The following is a 24,428-nucleotide window of genomic DNA, read 5'->3' as shown; positions in this document are numbered from 1 at the left end:
AAGGCAACGAAGCCCACCGACAGAATTCGCCCAAAGCCAGGGGCAAATAACAAGAGCAAAGCCGCTCGACCAACCGCCATCTCCTCCCGGCGGTTTGTGTCGGCGGCTTTTTTGTTTGCCCAACGGAAATGGGCTGAACCGAAAGGGACCGAGATGAAAAAGCTACTTCTGAGCCTCGCTGCGACGACAGCGCTTGTGTCTCCGGCATTGGCCGAGCTGGAGCTTGAAAAAGACGAACTGACTTTTGGCTTTATCAAACTGACCGACATGGCACCGTTGGCGGTGGCATATGAGAACGGTTATTTTCTGGACGAAGGCCTATTCGTCACGCTCGAAGCACAGGCCAACTGGAAAGTGCTGCTGGATGGCGTGATCGACGGGCAATTGGACGGTGCGCATATGCTGGCTGGGCAGCCTTTGGCCGCAACGATCGGTTATGGGACCGAAGCGCATATCATCACCCCTTTCTCGATGGATCTGAACGGCAACGGCATCACCGTGTCCAACGAGATTTGGGAAGAGATGAAGCCGAATATCCCGGTGATGGAAGACGGCCGGCCGCAGCACCCCATCAGCGCCGAGGCATTGGCTCCGGTCGTCGAGAAGTACAAATCTGAAGGCAAGCCCTTCAACATGGGCATGGTCTTCCCGGTTTCGACCCACAACTACGAGCTGCGCTATTGGCTGGCCGCGGGTGGACTGCATCCGGGATACTACAGCCCTGAAAACGTGACCGGTCAGATTGGCGCGGATGTCTTCCTGTCTGTGACGCCTCCGCCGCAGATGCCAGCCACGCTGGAGGCTGGAACAATCTATGGCTATTGCGTCGGCGAGCCGTGGAACCAGCAGGCCGTGTTCAAGGGCATCGGTGTACCGGTCATCACCGATTACGAGCTCTGGAAAAACAACCCTGAAAAGGTGTTCGGCATCACCGCCGAATTCGCTGAAGAATACCCGAACACCACGCTGGCAGTGACCAAGGCGCTTATCCGTGCGGCGCAATGGCTGGATGAAAACGACAACGCCAACCGCCCCGAGGCCGTCGAGATCCTAAGCCGTGCGGAATACGTGGGTGCGGATTATGACGTGATCGCTAACTCGATGACCGGCACTTTCGAATACGAGAAAGGCGACAAGCGCGAAGTCCCTGATTTCAATGTGTTCTTCCGCTACAACGCGACCTATCCGTTCTACTCAGACGCCATCTGGTATCTGACCCAAATGCGCCGCTGGGGTCAGATCCCAGAATCCAAGCCCGACAGCTGGTATGACGAGGTCGCCAAGTCCGTCTACAAGCCCGAGATCTATCTGGAAGCCGCGCGCCTGTTGGTCGACGAAGGTTTGGTAAACGAGGCCGACTTCCCCTGGGACAGCGACGGATACAAAGCCCCGACCCCGGCCGAGGACATCATCGACGGTATCGCCTATGACGGCCGCACCCCCAACGCCTATCTCGAAAGCCTGTCCATCGGTCTGAAGGACGGTCAGAAGATCGTCGGCTCGGACGTGCAAGGTTAACCCCAAAACGCCGCGCCCGGCATCGGTCGGGCGCGGACCTCATAGTGCCCCGCCATTGCAAGGACACATCAGATGACAACCGTCGATCCAGAATTCAACGCAGACGCCGCCCGCGAGGCACGTCGCGCCCGTCTTTTCACCCGTATCAATGCTGCTGACAAATGGTTCCAGGTACTTGGCTTGAGCTGGGCGACCCCGGTTCTGAAAGCTGCAGCCGGAGATAACCCACGCGCCCAGATGACCGAGATCTGGCGTCTGCTGATCGTCCCACTGCTGTCGATCTGCGCCTTCCTGCTGCTGTGGGCGGCACTGGCCCCTAAAGTGCAAACCTCATTGGGCGCGGTCCCGGGTCCCGCGCAGGTTTGGGAGGAGATGGTCAGCCTGAATGACGACGCAAAGGCAAAAGCGGCCAAGCGCGCGAAATTCGAGGCCATGGTTGAGAAACGCAACCAGAAGTTCATTGACGCAGGTCAGCCCGAAAAAGTGAAAGACGTCGCCTTCACTGGGGCTCCGACCTACTACCAACAAATCTGGACCTCGATCAAAACTGTGTTCTTCGGCTTTCTGATCGCAACCGTTATTGCAGTTCCGCTGGGTATCGCGGCCGGTTTGTCTCCGACTGCGAACGCTGCGCTGAACCCACTGATCCAGATTTTCAAACCGGTTTCTCCGCTGGCGTGGTTGCCCATCGTGACCATGATCGTCTCGGCGGTTTACGTCACCAATGATGGCTGGTTCGCCAAGTCCTTCCTGATCTCGGCCATCACCGTGACGCTATGTTCGCTGTGGCCGACTCTGATCAACACATCGTTGGGTGTGGCATCCATCGACAAGGATCTGGTGAACGTCTCCAAAGTTCTGAAAATGAACACGTATACCAAGATCACTAAGCTGGTGCTGCCGTCGGCCCTGCCGCTGATCTTCACCGGTCTGCGCCTGTCGCTTGGTGTGGGTTGGATGGTTCTGATTGCGGCTGAGATGCTGGCGCAGAACCCCGGCTTGGGCAAATTCGTCTGGGATGAGTTTCAGAACGGCTCTTCCAGCTCGCTAGCCAAGATCATGGTTGCAGTCTTTACCATCGGCATCATCGGCTTCTTGCTGGATCGGGTGATGTACGCGCTGCAATCCCTCTTTACCTTTACCAACAACCGGTGAGCGCGATGAGTATCCTAAGCTTCAAAAACGCTTCCAAGTCCTTCGGCGAAGGCACCGCACGCGCGGATGTGCTGAAAGGCATCGATCTGGACGTGCAAGAGGGCGAATTTCTGGTGATCCTCGGTTTCTCGGGCACCGGTAAGACGACCTTGATCAACCTGATGGCCGGTCTGGACACGCCTACCAGTGGAGAGGTCACGTTCAAAGGTGCTCCGATCAAGGGCCCTGGCCCGGAACGGGGCGTGATCTTCCAGAACTACTCGCTAATGCCTTGGCTTACGGTCAGCGGCAATGTGGGTCTGGCGGTTGATACGGTCTTCCCCGGCCTCAGCAAGGCCGAGAAAGCCGAGAAAGTCGCGCATTACGTCAAGATGGTTGGCCTCAGCCACGCCGCAACGCGCCGCCCGGCGGAACTATCGGGTGGGATGCGCCAACGGGTCAATGTGGCACGTGCCTTGTCGATGAACCCCGAAGTTCTGCTTCTGGACGAGCCGCTGTCAGCGCTCGACGCGCTGACCCGCGCCAATCTGGCCGATGAAATCGAGCACATCTGGGAGGCCGACAAAAAGACCTGCGTGCTGATCACCAACGATGTGGATGAAGCGATTATCCTCGCCGACCGGATCATCGCTCTGAACCCCGATGGCACTCTGGGTCAAGAGTTCCGCGTATCGATCCCGCGCCCGCGCGAACGCGGTGCGATGAACAATGACGAGACATTCAAACGCCTGCGCGCGGACGTCACCAAATACTTGATGGACGTGGGGATCGAGGCCAAGGTCGAAGGCTCGCGCATCCTGCCCGACGTCACGCCGATCCATGGCGTGCCAACGGCAGTGGCAGAGGCGCAAAAAGGGATGATCCAAGATCGGTTCCTGGACTTCTCGCAACTTCACAAAGTCTATCCGACGCCCAAAGGTCCGCTGACTGTGGTTGAGGATTTCGACCTGAAGATCGACAAGGGCGAATTCATCTCTCTGATCGGCCATTCGGGCTGCGGCAAATCCACGGTTCTGACCATGGCTGCCGGGCTGAACGAAATCTCGAAAGGCGCGATCAAGCTGGATGGTCGCCACGTCGAGGGGGCCGATCCCGAGCGTGCCGTGGTGTTCCAATCCCCCAACCTGTTCCCATGGCTCAGCGCCAAAGAAAACGTCGCGATTGGAGTCGACAAGGTATATCCCAAAGCCAGCATGGCCGAGCGGCAAGACGTGGTCGAATACTATCTGGAACGCGTCGGTCTGGCCGATGCCATGGATAAATCCGCAAGCGACCTGTCGAATGGCATGAAGCAACGCGTCGGCATCGCCCGCGCCTTTGCGCTGTCGCCGAAACTGCTTCTGTTGGATGAGCCCTTCGGGATGCTCGACAGCCTCACACGCTGGGAATTGCAGGAAGTGCTGATGGAGGTCTGGTCCCGCACCAAGGTCACCGCGATCTGCGTCACCCACGACGTGGACGAGGCGATCCTGCTGGCCGATCGCGTGGTCATGATGACCAACGGCCCGCAGGCCACGATCGGCAAGATCACCAAGGTGGATCTGCCGCGTCCGCGCACACGTAAGGCCCTGTTAGAACACCCGGATTACTACGCCTACCGGCAAGAAGTCCTCGATTTCCTCGAAGAATACGAACACGGCGCCAAGCCCAAAACACCCGCCCCCAAGGCGATTGCAGCGGAGTGAACCCATGAAGCAAAGACTTGTTGTCATTGGCGCAGGCATGGCCTCGGGTCGGGTTTTGGAGCACCTGACTGACGCTGCGCCAGATGCGTTCGACATCACCCTGTTCAACTCCGAGCCGCGCGGGAACTACAACCGTATCATGCTCAGCCCGGTGCTGTCGGGTGAGAAGACCTATGAAGAGATCATCACCCATGACGACGCCTGGTACGCCGAGCGCGGCATAGCCTGCCGTTTCGGTGAAAAGGTCGAAAAGATCGACCGCGAGATGAAGGTGGTCGAGGGAGAGAACGGCCATGTGCCCTACGACAAGCTGATGATCGCAACCGGGTCGAACCCGTTCATCATCCCCCTGCCCGGTCATGATCTGGACGGCGTGATCGCATATCGCGATCTGGAAAACACCCAGCAGATGATGGGCATGGGTCCCGACAACAAGGTGGTCGTGATCGGCGGCGGTCTGCTGGGGCTCGAGGCGGCGGCAGGCATGGCCGCGCACGGCGTGGACGTTACCGTCGTTCACATCATGGGCCACCTGATGGAGCGCCAGCTGGACGAAGCAGCAGGGTATTTGCTGAAGAAATCGCTGGAGGACAAAGGCATCAAGATTTGCCTGCAGGCGAACTCCAAGGAAATCCTCGGACAGGATGGCAAGGTCCGCGCGCTGCTGCTGGAAGACGGGACCGAACTGCCCTGTGATCTGCTGGTCATGGCCGTCGGCATCCGGCCCAACACGGCTCTGGCGAAAGAGGCCGGTCTGGCCACCGGGCGCGGCATCCATGTGGACGACCAGATGCTGACCTCGGACCCTGATGTCTATGCGGTAGGTGAGTGCGTCGAGCATGACGGCGCGGTCTTCGGTCTTGTTGCTCCACTGTATGACCAGGCGAAGGTCGCAGCGCAGTCGTTGCTGACGGAAGACGCTGCGTTTGTTCAGAAAACCCTCTCGACCAAGTTGAAAGTCACCGGCTGCGATCTGTTCAGTGCCGGTGACTTTGCCGATGGTCCGGGGCGCGAGGATATTGTGTTCCGAGACCCCTCGCGCGGGGTCTATAAACGGCTTGTAATCGAAGAAGATCGTCTGGTTGGCGCCGTGATGTATGGCGACACTGCCGATGGCAGCTGGTTCTTCGGGCTGATCAAGGACGGCACCAGCATCGAAGAGATGCGCGAGACGCTGATCTTCGGCCCGGCCTATCAGGGGGGCGACACTGCGGACCCTCTCTCAGCCGTTGCAGCATTGTCGCTTGAGGCGGAGATTTGCGGCTGCAACGGCGTATGCAAGGGCGACATTGTCGAGGCGATCAATGCAGGGGCTGGCGATCTGGGCGCGGTGCGTGCAAGCACCAAAGCCAGTGCCTCCTGCGGGACATGCACGGGGCTGGTTGAGCAAGTATTGCAAGTCACGTTGGGCGACGACTTCCAAATTCCGACTGCTCAGCCAATCTGTGGGTGCACGGACCTGACACATGAGGATGTGCGCCGTCTGATCAAAGGACAGGAACTGAAAAGCCAGGCCGCCGTCTGGCAGGAGTTGGGGTGGAAAACGCCAAACGGCTGCCATGTCTGCCGTCCGGCGATCAACTACTACCTGCTGGCCGATTGGCCGCTTGAGTATCAGGACGACCCGCAAAGCCGGTTCGTGAATGAGCGCAAGCATGCCAATATCCAAAAAGATGGCACGTTCAGTGTCGTACCGCGCATGTGGGGCGGGATCACAACGCCAGAAGAACTGCGCGCCATCGCTGATGCTGCCGACAAGTATGACGTGCCAACCGTCAAAGTCACGGGAGGTCAGCGTATCGACCTTCTGGGCGTGAAGGGCGAAGACCTACCCGCCATCTGGTCCGATCTTAACAAGGCCGGTCTGGTCTCGGGCCACGCCTATTCCAAGGGTTTGCGGACCGTTAAAACCTGCGTCGGCACCGATCATTGCCGGTTCGGGACGCAGGACAGCACCGGCTTCGGCATCAAGCTAGAGAAAATCCTGTGGGGATCGTGGACCCCCCATAAGCTGAAGTTGGCCGTGTCGGGTTGCCCTCGAAACTGTGCTGAGGCGACATGCAAGGATATCGGTGTCGTTTGCGTGGACTCTGGCTATCAGATCAGCATCGGCGGGGCCGCAGGTATGGACGTGAAAGAGACCGAGCTGCTCTGTCAGGTTCCCACCGAAGACGAGGCCATCGAGGTCGTTATGGCCGTGACGCAAGCCTATCGCGAAGGTGGCAAGTATCTGGACCGATTGTATAAATGGCTGGGAAAGGTCGGCATGGACTGGGTAAAGGCGCAGGTCGTGGATGATCTTGAAAACCGCGCCGCCTTGGTCGAGCGGTTTGAGCTGTCACAAAGCATCTACCGCAAGGATCCATGGGCCGAACACGTGCGCGACAAGGCGCAAACTTATGCGCCGATTGCAGATTTCACACTGGAGGCGGCAGAATGAGCTGGATCGACATCGGACCTATCGACGACATACCGCTGCGCGGGGCACGTCTGGTCAAAACCCTTATCGGCTGCATCGCCGTCTTCCGAACCGCCGAAGAGGAAGTATACGCCGCGACAAACAGCTGCCCGCACAAGGGTGGCCCATTGTCCGAAGGCATTGTCCACGGCCAGTCGGTGACCTGCCCCTTGCACAATTGGGTGTTCGACCTGAACACAGGCGAAGCGCAGGGTGCCGATGACGGTCGGATCACCACGTATCCGGTGCGCCTCGAAGGTGGTCGTATTCTGCTCGACGACAGCGCAGTTGCCCAACGGAGCGCAGCCTGATGGACGGCACCAGCCTGCCCGAAGTTCGTTCGACCTGCGCCTATTGCGGTGTTGGCTGCGGCGTCCTTCTGCGCCCGGACGGTGTTGGAGGGTTGGCGGTTCGTGGTGACCCGGACCACCCGGCGAACCACGGGCGCTTATGCTCGAAAGGCATGGCTCTGGGTGACACGGTCGGTCTGGACCACCGCTTGCTCGCCCCACGCGCATTTGGTCACGATGTAAATTGGGGCGAAGCACTACAAATGGTCGCCGATCAATTTTCGGCCACCATCAAGGCGCATGGACCGGACAGCATCGGATTCTATGTCTCCGGCCAATTGCTGACCGAGGATTACTACGTCGCAAACAAGCTGATGAAGGGCTTCATCGGTTCAGCCAACATCGACACCAACTCTCGCCTGTGCATGGCCTCAACCGTGGCAGGACACAAACGCGCCTTTGGGACAGATACGGTTCCGGGAACCTATGAGGATTTGGATCAGGCCGATCTGGTCGTACTCGTGGGTTCCAATCTCGCATGGTGCCACCCGGTGCTTTATCAACGTGTCTTGGCCGCGCGGCAGGCAAGGGGGACAAAGATCGTCGTGATAGATCCGCGTCTGACGGCCAGCTGCGATCAGGCTGATCTGCATCTGGCGCTGAATCCCGGCAGCGACGTGTCCCTGTTCAACCAGCTGCTTCGCAAAATTCACGCAAGCGGGCATAGCGATCCGCATTTCCTGGAGCGGACCGTTGGCTTTGCAGAGGCCATCAGCGCGGCTGAAAAGGACGATCCATCGGTCACAGGGCTGACAACCACCGAGATCGAAGCTTTCTGCGAGCTCTGGATCAAAACGAAGCGTGTCGTGACAATCTTCAGCCAGGGCGTGAACCAATCCTCTAGTGGTACGGACAAGGTCAACGCGATCCTGAACTGCCATCTGGCGACAGGCCGGATCGGGCGGCCCGGTATGGGCCCGTTTTCAGTCACCGGACAACCCAACGCGATGGGTGGACGGGAAGTCGGCGGGTTGGCCAACATGCTGGCATGCCACCTCGAAATAGAGAACAAAGACCATCGCAGCGCTGTCCAAGACTTTTGGAATGCGCCAACCATACCGGAAAAGCAGGGCTTGAAGGCCGTCGATTTGTTTCGCGCTGTTGAAGACGGTCAGATCAAAGCCCTTTGGGTCATTCACACCAATCCCGCGGTCACAATGCCTGATGCTGACCGCGTCAAAGCCGCGATAGAAAACTGTCCTTTCACGGTTGTTAGTGATCTGACCGCACATACAGATACCGCGCAGCTCGCCGATGTAGTGTTACCAGCGACAGGTTGGGCCGAGAAAAGCGGCTCAGTCACCAATTCAGACCGTACAATCAGCAGACAACGCGCTGTTTTAGAGCCTCCGGGACAAGCGCGGGCAGACTGGGATATTCTGGCCGAAATTGGCCGTCGCATGGGATGGGAGGACGCGTTTAACTACGCCTCACCAGTAGAGATCTTTCGAGAGCACGCCGCCCTATCCTCCATCGCAGGTTCACTGGGCAAAGACTTCGATATTTCGGGTTTTGCAGAGATTGACGACGAAGAATACGCAGAGTTGGCGCCGACACGCTGGCCCGTGGCCTCTGGCAAGTCCGGCGACCGCTATTTTGGCGACGGTCGGTTTTTTTATCCGGACGGCAAAGCTCGTTTCGTACCCTTGACCCATCGACCGCCCAAGGCGGAACCGTCAATACACTATCCGTTCCTGTTGAACACCGGTCGCAATCGGGATCAGTGGCATACGATGACCCGTTCTGGTCTGTCGCCCCGCCTGTCGGCACATCTGGCCGAACCATTTGTTGATGTGAACCCCAATGACGCCGAACGCCTGAACCTAAATCCTGCCAATTTGGTTGAAGTGCAAAGCTCAGTCGGACAAGGCATCTTCCGGCTTCGCATCACAGATGCCGTCGCACCTGGTCAGGTCTTTGCCCCCATTCATTGGACAGGCGAGTCCGCCCCGTCCGCGCGTGTGGACGTGTTGGTGCCCAGTGTGACGGACCCGATCTCTGGCCAGCCAGAAAGCAAGGCAACAGCCGTGTCTATCCGGCCCATGAAGGCGGCTTGGTACGGGTTTGCAGTGTCGTCCAGCGCGGCATTTCCAAAAACGGACTACTGGGCAACCGTCAAAACAGACAAAGGTTACCGGACCGAACTGGCCGGGTATCGGCACGTCGAAGACTGGGAAAGCACCGCCCGAGAATGGTTCGGGTTGTCAGACGCTGCGTGCACCTCAGTCGAAGATCCTAAACGAGGGTCGTTTCGCATTGCCTTTTCTGACGGGGACAACGTTTTGGCGGCTATGTTTATCTCCCGCGAACCTGTTACGCTCATGCGGGACTACATTGCGACTTTGCCAGAGGTCGGCCTCAACCAGATTTTGTCTGGTCGATCTGCTTCGGACGATCAAGATCGCGGACCAATCGTCTGCTCGTGCTTTGGCGTAGGGCTGAAATCCATCATCCGTGCTATTGAAGATGCGCAGGCATTGGACGTGGAAGCACTCGGGAATGTCCTTCAGGCTGGAACAAACTGCGGTTCTTGTCGACCAGAGCTTTCCGACCTGATCAATGAGTATTCCACAAAGGTAGAATGGAATTCAAAGCAACGCGAGCAGGTCTAGGTCAAGGCCCATACAGGTTGGCTTACAAAGCGACCTAGATCACGCACCTGCGTTGCAAATCAGATCATCCGTGGCAAGGTGGTCGATCAAGGCGCGCACGCGGGTCGTGAGACGACGGTTTTGCGGAAATAGCGCAGCGACGACAAAAGGCGTCACGCGGTGCTCGTGGAAAAGCTCAACCAGTTCACCGGATTCCAGCGCGCTGGCCACTGTGTAGGCCGGGCATCTGGCGACGGCCACACCCGCTGCTGCCAACCGAGCTGCGGCTGCCGGAGCGTTTGCCTGAAACCGTCCTTTGACCGGGACGGCCACGTCCTCTCCGTTGATGTCGAACCGCCATATCGCCGTGTCGCCCATGGTGCCGTCCAAAACGCATTCATGCTGTGTAAGCGCCCCGGGATGTGAAGGCGTACCCGCCTGCCGCAGATAGTCAGGCGAGGCACACACGATCAAAGGCATTGGCCCCAACTGGCGAACGCGCAACGAGCTGTCGCGCAACGGGCCGATCCGTATAGCAAGGTCTAGCCCTTCGTCAATGATAGACACCCGGCGGTCCGACAGGTTCAGATCAATCTCAACTTCGGGGTGCTGCTTGGCAAAGGCAGCAAGCGACGGGGCCAATCGTATAGACCCAAATCCTGTTGGCGCCGAAATGCGGATCACGCCACGCAGGGACTGCTGCGCATTTCTAACTGTCTCTTCCAACTCGTCGAAACCGTCCAGCAACGGCTCGCACATGGCCAGATAGGTGGCCCCGGCCTCGGTCAGCGACACGCTGCGCGTGGTTCGGTTCAAAAGCTGGACGCCCAGCGAGTCTTCCAAATCCGCCACATACTTGCTGACCAGACGCGCAGACCGCCCTAACCGCTGGGCGGCCTGGGTGAACGAGGCATTCTTTGCCACCAGCGCAAAGGCGCGCATTCGATCGATCTTGTCCATAAACATTGCGCCCTTTCAGGGCTTAATCTTTCGCCCAAAGTGGCGATTATCATCTGAATTGGCAAGCGTTACTTATCCCCTAAGACATCAATTTGATCATGACAGGAGCCTCCAGATGGCCAACACAGTTCGCATCCACCACTTTCCGCTGTCCGGCCATGCGCACCGCGCGTTGGTGTTCGCTAAACTGGCCGGAATCGCACACGAGGCCGTTTTCGTCGATCTGGCCGCAGGCGCGCATAAATCGCCCGAGTTTCTGGCGATGAACCCAGACGGCCAGGTGCCGGTCCTGGAAGACGGTGATGTAGTGGTATCGGACTCCAACGCGATCCTTGTCTATCTTGCGCGGACATACGCCCCGGATTGGATACCCACCGACGCGGTGGACGAGGCCGCGATGCAGCGCTGGCTAACCCTTGCAGCGGGTGAAATCGCTTTTGGTTCCTGCGCGGCACGTCTGATCACTGTGTTTGGTGCTCCGCTGGATGCAGACTTCGCAGCCGCAACAGCGACCAAAGCCCTGCAGAAGCTGGAACGGGGGCTGGATGGCCGGGATTGGCTGGTTGGTGATCGACCGACCATCGCGGACGTTGCCGCCTATTCCTATACCGCCCATGCACCCGAGGGGAACGTCTCGCTCGACCCATACCCCAACGTTCGCGCATGGATCGCGCGGTTCGAAGCCTTGGACGGGTTCGAACCGATGCCCGTCACAGCCGCCGGTCTCGTTGCCTGAACAGCCAACACACAGCCTGCATGGAAAGGAAACATCATGTCCTACGCAGATACTCCGTTTCACGCAGGCGAATTGGCGGCGCAGCAGCGCGCAGGGGCAGGCCATATCGCAAAGCAGGCCGCCCCGTTTATTCGAGATTTCATGCCTGACCAGCATCGGAACTTCTATGAGGCGCAGCCATTCCTTGTCGCCGCCTCCGGTGATGCCGAAGGGCGCGTCTGGGCCACGATCATCGAAGGCCCTGACGGATTTGTTCAATCACCCGATCCCCGCAAACTGGAACTGAGCACTCAGCTTGACCCCTCGGACCCACTGGCGCAGACCTTTTGCAATGGTACCGATGTTGGCATCGTCGGCATTGAACTGGCCACACGTCGCCGCAACAGATTGAGCGGTCGGACCCGTCGGACCGATAGCGGGTTTGCCATCGACATCCGGCAAACCTTCGGAAACTGCCCGCAATATATAAACGAACGCGACTGGTGGCGTGTCGCGCGCAATGGAGATGAAGAACCCGTTTTGTCGGACCACCTCAGTCCGGCGCAGATTGCACACATAACCCAGGCAGATACCTTGTTCATCGGCTCCGGGCGTCATGGCCCGCAAGAAGACGCCTCCAACGGGTTTGACGCCTCGCACCGTGGGGGCGAGCCCGGTTTCGTCCGCGTGACCGGCCCCAATCGGCTGCGAATTCCTGACTATTCAGGCAACAACTTCTTCAACACGATTGGAAACCTTTTGGAGAATCCGCGCATCGGGTTGCTGTTTGTCGATTTCGCAAGTGGCGGGTTACTGCATTTGACAGGCCGCGCCGAGATCGACTGGACGCCGGCAGAGGCACGCGATCCAAACATCCTGCGCATGATCGACGTCCAGGTTGATGCCTTGATCGAGCGTCCCGAGGCACTGTTGCTGCGATGGTCCGCTCAACCGACGCCTTCGACGAGGCTTGTGGTTACGGACAAGGTCAAGGAAGCCGAAGGCATTACCTCATTCCACCTTGCACCCGCGAAGGGACACGTATTGTCCTCTTCTCAAGCTGGCCAGCATCTACCCATCGCTCTCGAAATACCGGAACAAAAAATAAAATTGCGGCGAACATATTCGCTGTCGGGCGATCCAAGAGATGAGCGCTATCGGATCACCGTCAAGCGAGAACCCCAAGGCGTGGCCTCCGCATTCCTTCATGACAAGATCGACGTGGGTGATGTTTTAGAGGCCCGACCTCCAGCCGGTGATTTCCTGATCCCAGAAGGCGACAGCCCCTTGGTTCTGGTCAGCGCAGGTGTTGGTCTGACCCCGATGGTGGCCATGCTGCACCATAGCGTTCAGCAAAACCGTGACCGTCCGGTTTGGTTTGTTCACGGCGCACGCAACGGTCACCATCACGCCCTTCGCAACGAAGTTGACCAACTGATCGCGGCAAACCGCAACGCGGCAAAGCGTGTTTACTACAGCGCCCCGGTCCGTACCGATCAATTGGGCCGGGATTTCGATGCCGAAGGGCGGATAACCGTGAACGAAGTTTTGGCGCTCAACGCAGGCGATGGTGCCCGGTATTTGCTATGCGGGCCCGCCGGTTTCGTAACTGGGCTAAAATCAGGGCTCGAAGCAGCAGGTGTGCCAAAAAGTCAAATTCACTTTGAAACGTTCGGGTCCTAAACCCCACGATAAACCAACCAAACAACGCGATTTTCGCATTTTTAAAGAACCGGCGTCTTGAAACCGCAGCAGGAAATGTATACCGGTGTATACAAATCTTGACCGTGGTGGTTGGCCCCCGCCTCACCACACCCGATGACACATACAAAGCGGAAACAGCCATGAGCCAGTATTCAGACTACTTGGATGAAATCGAAGCGCGGAAAGAACAAGGGCTTAGCCCAAAACCCATTGACGAGGCTGCGCTGCTGAAAGAAATCATCGAGCAGATCAAAGCTGCCGATCATCCGCACCGGGCGGATTCGCTGCACTACCTGATCTACAACACGCTGCCAGGTACAACCAGCGCAGCAGGTGAGAAGGCGCAGTTCCTGAAATCGATCATTCTTGGCGACGAAATCGTCAACGAAATCACGCCGGAATTTGCGTTCGAGCTGTTGTCGCACATGAAAGGCGGTCCTTCGGTCGAGGTTCTGCTTGATGTCGCTCTGGGTAGTCAGCAGAATCTTGCTGCTCAGGCAGGCGAGGTTCTGAAAACGCAGGTGTTCCTGTACGAAGCCGACACGGACCGTCTGAAAGCAGCCTACGAGGCAGGTAACGCCGTCGCCACAGACGTTCTTGAAAGCTATTCCAACGCGGAATTCTTCACCAAGCTGCCCGAAGTGGACGAAGAGATCAAAGTCGTCACCTATATCGCTGCCGAAGGCGACATCTCGACCGACCTTCTGTCGCCCGGTAATCAGGCGCACTCGCGCTCGGACCGCGAATTGCACGGGAAATGCATGATCTCTGAAGCGGCGCAGAAAGAGATTGAAGCGCTCAAGCTGCAGCACCCGGACAAGCGCGTGATGCTGATCGCGGAAAAAGGCACCATGGGTGTCGGCTCGTCCCGGATGTCAGGTGTCAACAACGTCGCACTGTGGACTGGTAAGCAAGCAAGCCCCTATGTGCCTTTCGTCAACATCGCGCCTGTCGTCGCCGGCACCAACGGAATCTCCCCCATCTTCCTGACCACCGTTGGCGTGACAGGCGGGATTGGGGTCGACCTGAAAAACTGGGTCAAAAAAACGGACGAGGACGGTAAGCCGATCCTTAACAACGATGGCAACCCGATCCTCGAACAGCGCTATTCGGTCGAAACCGGCACCGTTCTGACCATCAACACGAAAGAGAAAAAACTCTACAGTGCGGATGGAAATGAAGAACTGGTCGATATGGCCGGGTCATTCACGCCGCAAAAGATGGAGTTCATGAAGGCAGGCGGTTCCTATGCCATCGTCTTCGGTAAGAAACTGCAGACATTCGCGTGTGAGACACTGGGTGTTGAGCTCAAGTCCGCCTTCGCTCCATCGAAGGAAATCAGCCACGAAGGTCAGGGGCTGACCGCGGTTGAGAAAATCTTCAACGCCAACGCTCGTGGAGCGACGCCCGGCAAAGTCCTGCATTCCGGTTCGGACGTGCGGGTCAAGGTCAACATCGTTGGTTCGCAAGACACCACCGGCCTGATGACCAGCCAAGAGCTAGAAGCCATGGCTGCCACCGTTCTGTCGCCCAGCGTTGACGGTGCATATCAGTCCGGCTGTCATACGGCTTCGGTCTGGGACAAAAAGGCACAGGCCAACACACCCCGTCTGATGGCATTCATGCACAAGTTCGGCCTTATCACGGCCCGCGACCCCAAGGGCGTATATCACTCGATGACCGACGTTATTCACAAAGTGCTGAATGACATCACGGTCGACGATTGGGCCATCATCATTGGCGGGGATAGCCACACGCGTATGTCCAAGGGCGTGGCATTCGGTGCTGACTCGGGCACCGTCGCGCTGGCTCTGGCAACGGGCGAGGCAACAATGCCGATCCCGGAATCCGTCAAGGTGACCTTCAAGGGTGAGATGGCGCCGCACATGGACTTCCGCGACGTAGTTCACGCGACGCAGGCTCAGATGTTGGCCCAACACGGCGACAACGTGTTCCAAGGCCGGATCATTGAGGTTCATATCGGCACGCTGCTGGCGGATCAGGCCTTTACCTTCACTGACTGGACAGCCGAGATGAAGGCCAAGGCGTCGATCTGTATCTCGAACGACGACACGCTGATTGAATCGCTGGAAATAGCCAAGTCTCGTATCCAGATCATGATCGAAAAAGGCATGGATAACGACGTTCAGATGCTGCAGGGGCTGATCGACATTGCCAACCAGCGTATTGCTCAAATCCGCTCGGGTGAGAAACCTGCCCTGCGCCCGGACGACAACGCCAAGTACTTTGCCGAGGTCGTTGTGGATCTGGATCAGATCGTCGAGCCGATGATCGCCGACCCGGATGTCAACAACGCCGATGTGTCGAAACGCTATACCCATGACACCATCCGCCCGATTTCTTACTACGGTGCGGAAAAGAAGGTCGATTTGGGCTTTGTTGGTTCCTGCATGGTGCACAAGGGCGACATCAAGATCGTGGCCCAGATGTTGCGCAACCTCGAAGAGGAGTATGGCAAAGTCGAATTCAAGGCTCCGCTGGTCGTCGCTGCACCGACCTACAACATCGTTGACGAGCTGAAAGAAGAAGGCGACTGGGCTATCCTGCAGAAATACTCGGGCTTCGAGTTCGATGATCTGTTCCCGAAACAGACCGCACGGACAGAGTATGAGAACATCCTCTATCTCGAGCGTCCGGGGTGCAACCTGTGTATGGGCAACCAGGAAAAGGCCGCCAAGGGCGACACGGTTCTGGCCACTTCGACCCGCCTGTTCCAAGGCCGTGTTGTGGCGGATAGCGAGACGAAAAAGGGTGAATCCTTGCTGGGTTCGACCCCGGTTGTCGTTCTGTCGGCGATCCTGGGCCGGACCCCCACGCTTGAAGAATATAAGGTTGCGGTCGACGGCATCGACCTGACCAAATTTGCGCCTCCGGTGCAGGTTCCTGCGACCTCGCGCTCGGTCCATTTCTAAACTTCGATCGGGCGCGGCGACCTCCGCCGCGCCCGGCTCAATCCTATTAGGCACGAGCAAACGCCCTCGCGTCACGACGCGTCGCTTGCCCTTCCAAACGTCAATCGGAAGAGCGCGCCGCTTTCGACAGGTTCCGCGCGAATGCTTGCGCCCACCTGCCCTAGTACTGCTGCAACAATGGCTAACCCCATGCCAGTACCCCCCGCATCTCGGCGCGTGGTAAAGAACGGTTGGATAATCCGGTCGTGGTTCCGAGCAGAAATTCCGGTGCCATTGTCCTGAACAGTCAGGCTGTCAGAAGCGGAATCGTAGGTGATATCGATTTTTGTGGCGGAATGCTGCTGTGCATTCTGCAGCAGGTGGTGCAGCACGATCTGACTTTGGTCAGGCGACAGCGGTAGCGTCACATCCGCTTTGGTATGTATACGGACGTTCAAATCACCAAATTCGCCGATCGTGATCGCCACACTCTCTGCGAGCGACGATTGCGCCGGCCCGGTCTGCGCCGAAGCGCGCGCCAGTTCACGCAGCCGTTCCAACAGCGCATTCATGCGCAGGCTCTCGTCCTGAATATTACTGACCAACTTCTTGTGCCGATCCCCCGACATATCGTCGCCTGCATCAGCAAGCAGTTCCGCCGCGCCCAGAATGGCCGTAACCGGGGATTTCAATTCATGCGTGACGTGGTTCGTGTAAGTTTCAATCGCCGCAGATCGGTCCGACAGGGTCGATGCCATTGACACAACGTTGTTCCCCAGATCGGCAAGCTCGCGCACACCATAGTGGAGGATCGGGTCTGGCACTGGTTTCAGCCCCGTTGCCACATCCCGACTTTGGGCACTGAGGTCGCGGATGGGCTTAGAGATCAATCGCCACATCAAAAACCCGACCAGCGCCGCCGAAAGCACCATGAACGCGGCCACTGAGCCCAGCGTATAGCGCTCTTGAAACAGGAATTTGCGCAGGTCCATGGGTGTACGCGACAGATAAACCGCTCCAACGACCCGGTCGTCGACAACAACGGGATGCGCAACGAACACGCGATAGGACGTATCGCGGCTGATCGAATTCAAGAGATGCCGGTTGGTCTGATCATCGCGATAACGCAGCAGCGTCACAGTCTCACCCTGCAGCGCCTGTATCACTTCTGGGACGTCGCCCAAAGTCCCGGTGACTTTTCCGCTGCTGGCAACGATCTGGCCGGAATGATCCAGAAACAGATACCCCGACAGCGTGGTTTTCCGCGCCGACGTTGCCAACTGAGACAGGTTTTCCGCAATTGCCACGTAAGGCGCATCCAATTCGGCACCCGTTTCGACAGGGTCGGGACGCGCGGGCAAGACTTGCCCTCGAAACAAATCCAGACGGGGTGGAACAGGGTGAAAATCCTGCGCAAGCCGCTCAATTTGATCAGGGCCCAATGGATGCCCGAATTCTGGCGACGGCTGCTGTTGGGCGAAAGCCGCAGTATAGAGCTCGGCAAAGATGGCTGCCTGCGCGAGCAAACTACGCTCTGTTTCGCGGGCGAACTGATTGCTGGACAACCGCGCACCCAGAACGCCAATGACGGGCAGGGCAACCAGCGCGCAACAGACCAAAGAGACCACCAACGCCAGCGAAGGTCGCCATTTCTGCGTGACCTTCAACACCGGCAAACACCCAGCTTGACCCCAACACCATGCACCGTCTGGATCAAATCCGCATACCCAGCCGCCCGCGCCTTTTGGCGAATATTCCGGATGTGACTGTCGACCGTTCGGCCCGACAAGTACGTATTCTGCCCGTAAACTTGTTCGATCAGCTGGGACCTTGAGAACACGCGGTCCGGTGATTTTGCAAGTGTCGCCAGGACCGAAAACTCGATCCCCGTCAATTGAAGCTCAACTTCGGCAAGGGTGCAACGATGGGCGGTTTCGTCCAGTCGCAGATCATCGACAACGATGCCTCGTTCAGCCTGTGCCGATGTGGTCGACCGGGCAAGGATCGCGCGAATGCGAAGAACCAGTTCGCGCGGGCTGAAGGGCTTGGTGACGTAGTCGTCACCCCCAAGCTGAAAACCCAGAATGCGATCTATTTCTTCATCCCGCGCGGTCAGAAACAGGATCGGAACGTCTGAGGTCCGGCGGATTTCCCGGCATGCCTCCAACCCGTCCATGTCGGGCATACCAATGTCCAGAACGATCAGGTCCGCGGCAGCCTCGCCAAACCGATCCAGCGCCTCAAGACCGGTCGCCGCTTCGACTGTTGTGAAACCGGAATCCTCAAGCGCGAAGCGCACGACATCACGAATACGGGCATCGTCATCTGCAATCAGGATGTGGTTTGCCATGGTCTTTTACCGTCGGTTTTGCTTGCGTGTTTCGATCACAGATCACACCGCCGCTGGCGCGGTCAAGTGAGGGGTTCGCCCTGTCGGGGCACATCGGTGCCCGCCATGTGATGACTCCATCCAGCCACCAGGCGTCTGTACGCAATTTGTAGGGGACACGCCTCATGCTGCTTTCCTTCGTATGCGAGATAGGCGCAAGGCCCCCAAGGCCATCAGGGTGATGATCCCGAAAAGGGTCTGGGGTTCCGGCGTGGATGATCCGCTGAACCCGGTATTTGGATAGGCATGCGCGCTGACACCGGCCACCTGCGGCAGCGGCACTGCGGTCTTTGCGGCCAGCATGCCGCTATCATTCACAACCGCTTTGGAGACCGCCACGAATGAGGTGTAGCGGGTTTGAAGATTGAACCGCAGACCCAAATCGACGATGCGGTCTTCCAGCTGGCGCTCGTCACCATCCTGAATCGCGATGGCTCGGTCTAGATCCGCGATTTTCTTACGTGCCCAAGTCAATGGAATCGCACCGCTGCGCAATGCTGTGCTCTCGTCGGTGGGCCCTGTCGGCAAGTCCAGCTTCAAAGGCAGGTTAGCTTTGCGACCCTGAACCTGACCATTGATCTGAACGTCCGCTGAGCCCCCACCTTCATAGCGCGCCAGAACACGAACCGAGCCGCCTTCAAAAAGATCGGGTATACGCTCGGGGACGACATCAGTGACATTCAAGTCACCCCAATCAACTGAGATATCCGTTAGAACCGGCGATTTCAGATCCCGGGCCAGCGTTTCGGCCACGTCCGAAGCGTCCTCGGTCGGGTCCACATAGCGCGCAAACCCGCGGCCCTCATCCGCCATGGCATCCAGAAGATAGCGGTTTACGGACGTTCCGACCCCAAAGGCGTAGATGCGTGCGTCGCCAATTTGTCGACGGATTCTATGCAGCACATCTGCCTCGTTGCCGATGTAACCATCGCTGAGAAATACGACGATCCGCAGCGTTTCGGCAGGTTGGCGGGTCGCAAAGGCGTGCCGCATGGCTTTGTCGACCTCAGTCCCGCCTCGGGCACTAAGATTGCGTACGAACCGCTGACCGGCTGCAATGTTTCGACGCGTTGCAGGCACCGCTTCAGTCGCAAACTCGGACGCTTCGGACGAGAAACGAATGACGCGAAAATAGTCCTCAGGACGTAGACCTTGCAGCGCGGCTTTCATAAACTGCTTGCTTGCGTCCAAAGGCGCACCGCCCATGGACCCCGACGTATCCAGAACAAAGACCAGCTCACGGGCGGCAATCTGATCCGCCTCAGGCAGTTCCGGCGGTTCGATCATCAAGGACACAAACCCGCCCCGGTCGTCATAGTGCGAAAGGATGCCAGCGGTCGTATCCTCTGCCCCAAGCTCATAGCGCAGGATGATATCCCGATTGTCAATCACGCGACCGGCCGCTAAGCCAGCCTCAATCGAACCATCGTTTTCAGTAACATTCAGCTTATGCGTCGCACTCGTGAGACTCGAAATCGGCACAGCGGCTTCGAGAGACAGATCAAGTGAGACGCGTTCAGGATCGATCATGTCCGGGATGGTCAGGCCGGAAACGGGTGGATACTCGGGTAGCCCAGACACAAGCCAACTGCCCGCTTGCGTTGTCTCGTGCTGCGCGTCATCGGCGGCAAATTCAGCCAAAACCGGATCGCCGGGATCGCTTTGTTCAGCAGTTCCCTGGTAGCGCGGGCCAACAACAAGGGGCAGCACCAGTTCATACGCGCCATCGATCTTAGGAACAGGCTGCACATAATTGAGCGTGACCGAAATCGGGCGCCCCGGCATGAGGTTAGCAATGTTCTGTGTGAACATATTGGGGCGATGCTGTGTCAGCAGCGCCGCTGCTTTGCCCTCCTGCTCAGCGTATTTGAATGTCTGCTCGGCCTCGGCTTTGCGCTGGATTTGCGCCGCTACGACCTCTTCTCCAACCTGCATCTCCATCGCATAGACCGCAGCGTTTTGATTAAGCGGAAACAGGTACTCTGCCGACATGGGCAAATCCGAGGGATTGGCAAAGACCTGCCGCACCTGAACCGTGGCCATATCCCCCTGAATATCAACCTTGAGGTCCGATTTCAGCAGCGGCATGTCCACAGGCCCTGCGGTGGTCGAACCGACAACGCGTCCCGCTAAGTCCTCAACGGTTTGGGCAAAAACGCCTTGCGCCCAAATCCCTGGCACCGCCAGAACCGTTAGGCAGGCAAAGTATCGTATCATATGTCCGTTCCTTCGATGAGTTGAATATCAAGAGAAGCCAATGCGGCAGCCTCCAACGCTGCACCCGTCTTTGGGTCAAGCTGCCAGGGCGTGATCCTTTGAACGCTGCTCCAGGTGCCGCCCGATCCGGCCATCCAGTGCCAGATCGCTTCGCCTACGCTGGGGGTGACATGTCCGTCCTCTGACACGTAACTGACCGCAACGCGCCAGCGGTCTCCGGCCGGGCCGATAGCCTGGTAATAGGCGGTGGGGGCACCATCGTACCGGGTGCCAAGAAACCGGACCTTGTAACCCAACCCGCGCAGACAGATTTCCGGCGCGTGCAGATGCCGCAAAGGTGCGCGGGTGCTGACAACGTTCAATCCAAGTGGACCGAATTGCGCCTTTTGCGCCTGTCCGCCGTAGGTTTCGAAATACGTGGCCTCCAGCGGAGTCAGCGGTACGTTCTGCGCCCTGAAACCATGGATCTGCCCGGGTATTGCCGGAAGCTGAACCACACCGGACACATCTACCGGTTCGGGTTTCAGCGAAACGATTGTGAAACTGGCCAGCAAACAGATCACGGCAACCGGCAACGACAAACGGGCGGGTGTATGGCGCTGTGCATCAGGAACTTTGGCGCTCACCGGACGGTAAAACAAGGCAAACGGCAGCACGGTCAACGCCAGAGACACCAGGCCGATCAGAGAATGCCACGGCTCTGCCATCACGTCGAACTGGTTAACCAAACCAACCGCCAGGAACGAGATGCGCAGGCTGTTTCCGATCACAGCGCATCCGGCCATAGCCGCAACGCTCAGGACAGCTGTCATCATGTGAGGGCGCATGATAGCGTTCTGAATCACGACAAAGGCCGTTGCCAGCAGCAACCCTGACGCGCCTGAACAAGGCAGATCCACCAGGATATCCTGATTTTCCAGCGTAACTCGGACGCCTTCGCAGACCGCGCTGGGGAATAACAGACCCAGCATCCGACACGAGATATCTGCCGACACCATCTGCAAGGGAAATCCCAGCGTCCGTTGCAAGATCACTTCGGTCGGCAACGCGAACAGGAACAGGGCTGCCATCCAAAATGGCGACAGGGCAAAGGGGCGTCGATCCAGCCGCAGGAGGCGCACCAAAGCAAAGACATCCACGGCAAGAGCAAGAGCGCTCAGGATATTTATGGCCAGCACCTGACCCATCAATCGGGCCAAGGCTGCGCCAAAAAAAAGCAGAAAGAGAACCGGAGCGTTAGCACCCTTTTCGGTTGCCGGACCGCTGAGAATACTTGCGCCGGCCAGCGCGAGGATCAGCAGCACATAGAGGTATCCGTATGACCCATAAGCTGGACTAACCCAGCTTTGGACAAGCCACTGCAAGGGCTGGGCAGCAAGGATCACCGACGCCAACGCCAGCGCCATCCAAGCCAGAGAGTCTGTGACAGGTTTCTTCATGTCCGCAGGATCGCGAGAGAATGCGCAATTCCCCTGCCCGAGTTGTGCAGATTTTCATGATTTGCAACCGGCTACCCGTCTGATTGGCCTACTGCCGCCCTTGGTGCAATCGCCGCATGACCATTGGCGTTAGATACATTGGTATTTGATATGCACTGATGAAAACCAATACAGGCGCGGTGACTTCGGTCGGTAATGCCAATAAGAAGATCGCGACATTTCGGTTTCCTGCGATGACCGATACGGCCGTGACCTTATCTGCGGTTATTCGGTTACGTGTCAGAAAAAATGCAACCAATTGCGCTCCAAAATTCACCAGACAGGCAAAGATCACCCAAAACAGTGCGACGGCGGGATTGGCCAGCGCTGTTGCCGCCAATGTGGGCATGAGGCCGATCACAAAGACCGCAAACGTAATCGTCGCCAAACCTTCCAGGTTCTTAAGAGCTATTTCTGACGGCGCACGCAAAAAGACCCGCCGCACCAGAACAGCCGCAACAGTCGAAACGGCAATTGTCAAAAACAATCGCAGCACCGCCATTAACACAGATTGAATGTCCCCCAGTTCGGGCATCAGCAAGAAAACGGGAAACACTGTCAGCGGCAAAACAACAGTCCCGATCACCATCAAGCGCAAAGCAAACTCCGCCGGGTGCCCCATCATTAGACACATGTTGGCACTGCCCGCTATCGACGGAGCCGATGCCATGATGAGCAGCGACAGAAAGACCGGCGAGCCCGTCCAACCGCCCATCAAACCAATCCCGACGAGCGTCAACGGAAGAGCAAGTTGAAACACTGCCACGGTCTTTGTCACTTGCCGCAAGTCCATCAAAGAACCGACAAGCAGCACTGGATCGATGCGTAGAACTGTTAGAAACAGCAACAACGCGACCAGCGGAGGCAGCAAGGCGCGCATCGGCTCTGCCAGCCCGGGTAACAACAACCCGGCGACCAGTCCCATGACCAGAACATAAGGGCCATGGCGGGCCGCCAGGTGAAGAGGGTTCAACGTTCGTTACCCGCCGGGGCTTTGTCGCAGATTCTCCGGTAGCCAGGTCGCCAGCTCGGGGAACCAGATCAGAACAAAGACCATCAGAACCATGATCAGGAACATCGGGATAGCGGCACGCGCGATGTAGCTCATCTCGTGGTTTGTCATGCCTTGCATCACGAACAGGTTGAACCCGATCGGCGGCGTAATTTGCGCCATCTCGACGACAACAACGATAAAAATGCCGAACCAGATCAGGTCGATGCCTGCGTCGCGGATCATCGGCTCTACCACTGCCATCGTCAGAACGACCGAGGAGATTCCGTCCAGAAAACAGCCAAGGATGATGTAAAACACCAGCAAAACCATGAGCAGTTCGAACCGCGTTAGCTCCCACCCGGCGATCAGATCAGCCAATCCGCGTGGCAGGCCGGTGAAACCCATGGACAACGACAGGAATGCGGCACCGGCAAGGATCAGCGCGATCATGGCGCTGGTTCGCGTGGCCCCCATCAGGCTTTCGGTGAAGGTCTTCCACGTCAAAGACCCCTGCCCTGCGGCCAGCAGCAAACCTCCGATCACACCGAAAGCGGCCGCTTCAGTCGCCGTGGCATAGCCCAGATACATCGACCCGATCACCACCATGATCAGCAGGATGACCGGCAGCAGAAATCGCGAGTTCTTGATCTTTTCAGAGAAGCTCAGCTTATTTTCGGTATTCGGGTTCCAGTCCTTCCCGAATTTCGAATAGATCGCCACATATCCCATGAACATCGTAGCAAGCACCAAACCGGGCAGGATGCCTGCAAAAAACAGCTTGGTGATCGATTCATTTATCGTGACACCATAGACGATCAAGGTCAGCGAGGGCGGGATCATCAATCCCAGCGTGGCCGCACCCGTGAGCGTACCGATGATCATCCGTTCTGGGTAGTTGCGCTTGCGCAATTCCGGGATCGACATCTTGCCCACGGTGGTCAGCGTTGCAGCAGACGACCCCGAGACGGCGGCAAACACCGTACACCCGACGATATTCGTATGCACCAACCCCCCGGGCAACGGCGCCATCCAAGGGGACAGACCCTTGAACATGTCCTCGGATAATCGCGTTCGATACAGGATTTCGCCCATCCAGATGAACATTGGCAGCGCGGTAAGTGTCCAAGAGGAAGAGGCCGACCAGATCGTGGTGATCATCACGTCGCCAACCGGGCGCGATGTAAACAGCTCCATCCCGACCCAGGCGACGCCCATAAGCGCCAGCCCGACCCAGACGCCGGTGCCAAGCAGGGTGAACAGAACAAAGAGGAAAAGGATAATGACGGACAGGTTTTCCATGCT

At 57.9% G+C, this 24,428-nt stretch carries 16 protein-coding genes; 9 read left to right on the top strand and 7 right to left on the bottom strand.

The features are described 5' to 3' along the window. Positions 1-153 precede the first annotated feature (153 nt). From GOV53_RS05695 to GOV53_RS05670, 6 genes are all read left to right on the top strand, one after another. Positions 154-1,518 (top strand): CmpA/NrtA family ABC transporter substrate-binding protein, encoded by a 1,365-nt coding sequence (locus GOV53_RS05695; protein WP_170464689.1) that lies wholly within the window; start codon positions 154-156, stop codon positions 1,516-1,518. A gap of 72 nt (positions 1,519-1,590) precedes the next feature. After that, positions 1,591-2,673: an ABC transporter permease gene (locus GOV53_RS05690; RefSeq protein WP_170464688.1), complete on the top strand. Its 1,083-nt coding sequence runs from the start codon at positions 1,591-1,593 to the stop codon at positions 2,671-2,673. 5 nt (positions 2,674-2,678) lie between these two features. Next, positions 2,679-4,358 (top strand): ABC transporter ATP-binding protein, encoded by a 1,680-nt coding sequence (locus GOV53_RS05685; RefSeq protein WP_170464687.1) that lies wholly within the window; start codon positions 2,679-2,681, stop codon positions 4,356-4,358. Positions 4,359-4,362: 4 nt separating this feature from the next. After that, positions 4,363-6,798 carry a nitrite reductase large subunit NirB gene (gene nirB / locus GOV53_RS05680; RefSeq protein WP_170464686.1) on the top strand — a complete coding sequence of 812 codons (2,436 nt, stop codon included), beginning with the start codon at positions 4,363-4,365 and terminating at the stop codon, positions 6,796-6,798. Continuing rightward, positions 6,795-7,127: a nitrite reductase small subunit NirD gene (gene nirD, locus GOV53_RS05675; RefSeq protein WP_170464685.1), complete on the top strand. Its 333-nt coding sequence runs from the start codon at positions 6,795-6,797 to the stop codon at positions 7,125-7,127. Before nirB ends, nirD begins: the two co-directional genes overlap by 4 nt. Then, positions 7,127-9,778 (top strand): nitrate reductase, encoded by a 2,652-nt coding sequence (locus GOV53_RS05670; protein ID WP_170464684.1) that lies wholly within the window; start codon positions 7,127-7,129, stop codon positions 9,776-9,778. The genes nirD and GOV53_RS05670 overlap by 1 nt, the downstream gene beginning before the upstream one ends. A gap of 39 nt (positions 9,779-9,817) precedes the next feature. On the opposite strand, the gene GOV53_RS05665 is transcribed toward GOV53_RS05670, so the two are convergent. Further along, positions 9,818-10,717, bottom strand: coding sequence for a LysR family transcriptional regulator (locus tag GOV53_RS05665; RefSeq protein WP_170464683.1), 900 nt, complete (start codon positions 10,715-10,717; stop codon positions 9,818-9,820). Positions 10,718-10,832: 115 nt separating this feature from the next. Between GOV53_RS05665 and GOV53_RS05660 the strand changes: the two genes are divergently transcribed. The 3 genes from GOV53_RS05660 (at position 10,833) to GOV53_RS05650 (ending at position 16,069) form a co-directional block, all read left to right on the top strand. Next, complete coding sequence (locus tag GOV53_RS05660) at positions 10,833-11,453, top strand: glutathione S-transferase family protein (protein WP_170464682.1); 621 nt, start codon at positions 10,833-10,835, stop codon at positions 11,451-11,453. Positions 11,454-11,489: 36 nt separating this feature from the next. Next, positions 11,490-13,115, top strand: coding sequence for an FAD-binding oxidoreductase (locus tag GOV53_RS05655; RefSeq protein WP_170464681.1), 1,626 nt, complete (start codon positions 11,490-11,492; stop codon positions 13,113-13,115). A 161-nt stretch (positions 13,116-13,276) separates the two neighbouring features. Further along, the gene (locus GOV53_RS05650; protein ID WP_170464680.1) at positions 13,277-16,069 is read left to right on the top strand and encodes a bifunctional aconitate hydratase 2/2-methylisocitrate dehydratase; all 2,793 of its coding nucleotides are present in this window, start codon (positions 13,277-13,279) and stop codon (positions 16,067-16,069) included. Positions 16,070-16,140: 71 nt separating this feature from the next. On the opposite strand, the gene GOV53_RS05645 is transcribed toward GOV53_RS05650, so the two are convergent. The 6 genes from GOV53_RS05645 to GOV53_RS05620 form a co-directional block, all read right to left on the bottom strand. Then, positions 16,141-17,718, bottom strand: a complete 1,578-nt coding sequence (locus GOV53_RS05645) for an ATP-binding protein (protein ID WP_170464679.1) — start codon at positions 17,716-17,718, stop codon at positions 16,141-16,143. Further along, positions 17,712-18,398: a response regulator transcription factor gene (locus tag GOV53_RS05640; RefSeq protein ID WP_170464678.1), complete on the bottom strand. Its 687-nt coding sequence runs from the start codon at positions 18,396-18,398 to the stop codon at positions 17,712-17,714. The genes GOV53_RS05645 and GOV53_RS05640 overlap by 7 nt, the downstream gene beginning before the upstream one ends. Positions 18,399-18,560: 162 nt before the next feature. Continuing rightward, entirely contained in the window at positions 18,561-20,654 is a 2,094-nt protein-coding gene (locus tag GOV53_RS05635; RefSeq protein WP_170464677.1) for a VIT and vWA domain-containing protein, read from the bottom strand. Next, positions 20,651-22,093 carry an exosortase T gene (xrtT, locus tag GOV53_RS05630; RefSeq protein ID WP_170464676.1) on the bottom strand — a complete coding sequence of 481 codons (1,443 nt, stop codon included), beginning with the start codon at positions 22,091-22,093 and terminating at the stop codon, positions 20,651-20,653. Before xrtT ends, GOV53_RS05635 begins: the two co-directional genes overlap by 4 nt. An 88-nt stretch (positions 22,094-22,181) precedes the next feature. Further along, positions 22,182-23,105, bottom strand: a complete 924-nt coding sequence (locus GOV53_RS05625) for a hypothetical protein (protein WP_170464675.1) — start codon at positions 23,103-23,105, stop codon at positions 22,182-22,184. A gap of 6 nt (positions 23,106-23,111) precedes the next feature. Then, entirely contained in the window at positions 23,112-24,425 is a 1,314-nt protein-coding gene (locus GOV53_RS05620) for a TRAP transporter large permease (RefSeq protein WP_170423336.1), read from the bottom strand. Between the last annotated feature and the right edge of the window lie 3 nt (positions 24,426-24,428).

The sequence above is a fragment of the Ruegeria arenilitoris genome (assembly GCF_013035315.1).
GTDB lineage: Bacteria > Pseudomonadota > Alphaproteobacteria > Rhodobacterales > Rhodobacteraceae > Ruegeria > Ruegeria arenilitoris_D.
The sequence above is the reverse complement of the archived record's forward strand: the minus strand, read 5'-3'. Positions and strand labels throughout refer to the sequence as shown.

Coding starts and splice junctions, on each gene's coding strand:
- GOV53_RS05695 (WP_170464689.1), top strand. CDS start 154: ATGAAAAAGCTACTTCTGAGCCTCGCTGCGACGACAGCGCTTGTGTCT.
- GOV53_RS05690 (WP_170464688.1), top strand. CDS start 1,591: ATGACAACCGTCGATCCAGAATTCAACGCAGACGCCGCCCGCGAGGCA.
- GOV53_RS05685 (WP_170464687.1), top strand. CDS start 2,679: ATGAGTATCCTAAGCTTCAAAAACGCTTCCAAGTCCTTCGGCGAAGGC.
- nirB (WP_170464686.1), top strand. CDS start 4,363: ATGAAGCAAAGACTTGTTGTCATTGGCGCAGGCATGGCCTCGGGTCGG.
- nirD (WP_170464685.1), top strand. CDS start 6,795: ATGAGCTGGATCGACATCGGACCTATCGACGACATACCGCTGCGCGGG.
- GOV53_RS05670 (WP_170464684.1), top strand. CDS start 7,127: ATGGACGGCACCAGCCTGCCCGAAGTTCGTTCGACCTGCGCCTATTGC.
- GOV53_RS05665 (WP_170464683.1), bottom strand. CDS start 10,717: ATGGACAAGATCGATCGAATGCGCGCCTTTGCGCTGGTGGCAAAGAAT.
- GOV53_RS05660 (WP_170464682.1), top strand. CDS start 10,833: ATGGCCAACACAGTTCGCATCCACCACTTTCCGCTGTCCGGCCATGCG.
- GOV53_RS05655 (WP_170464681.1), top strand. CDS start 11,490: ATGTCCTACGCAGATACTCCGTTTCACGCAGGCGAATTGGCGGCGCAG.
- GOV53_RS05650 (WP_170464680.1), top strand. CDS start 13,277: ATGAGCCAGTATTCAGACTACTTGGATGAAATCGAAGCGCGGAAAGAA.
- GOV53_RS05640 (WP_170464678.1), bottom strand. CDS start 18,398: ATGGCAAACCACATCCTGATTGCAGATGACGATGCCCGTATTCGTGAT.
- GOV53_RS05635 (WP_170464677.1), bottom strand. CDS start 20,654: ATGATACGATACTTTGCCTGCCTAACGGTTCTGGCGGTGCCAGGGATT.
- xrtT (WP_170464676.1), bottom strand. CDS start 22,093: ATGAAGAAACCTGTCACAGACTCTCTGGCTTGGATGGCGCTGGCGTTG.
- GOV53_RS05620 (WP_170423336.1), bottom strand. CDS start 24,425: ATGGAAAACCTGTCCGTCATTATCCTTTTCCTCTTTGTTCTGTTCACC.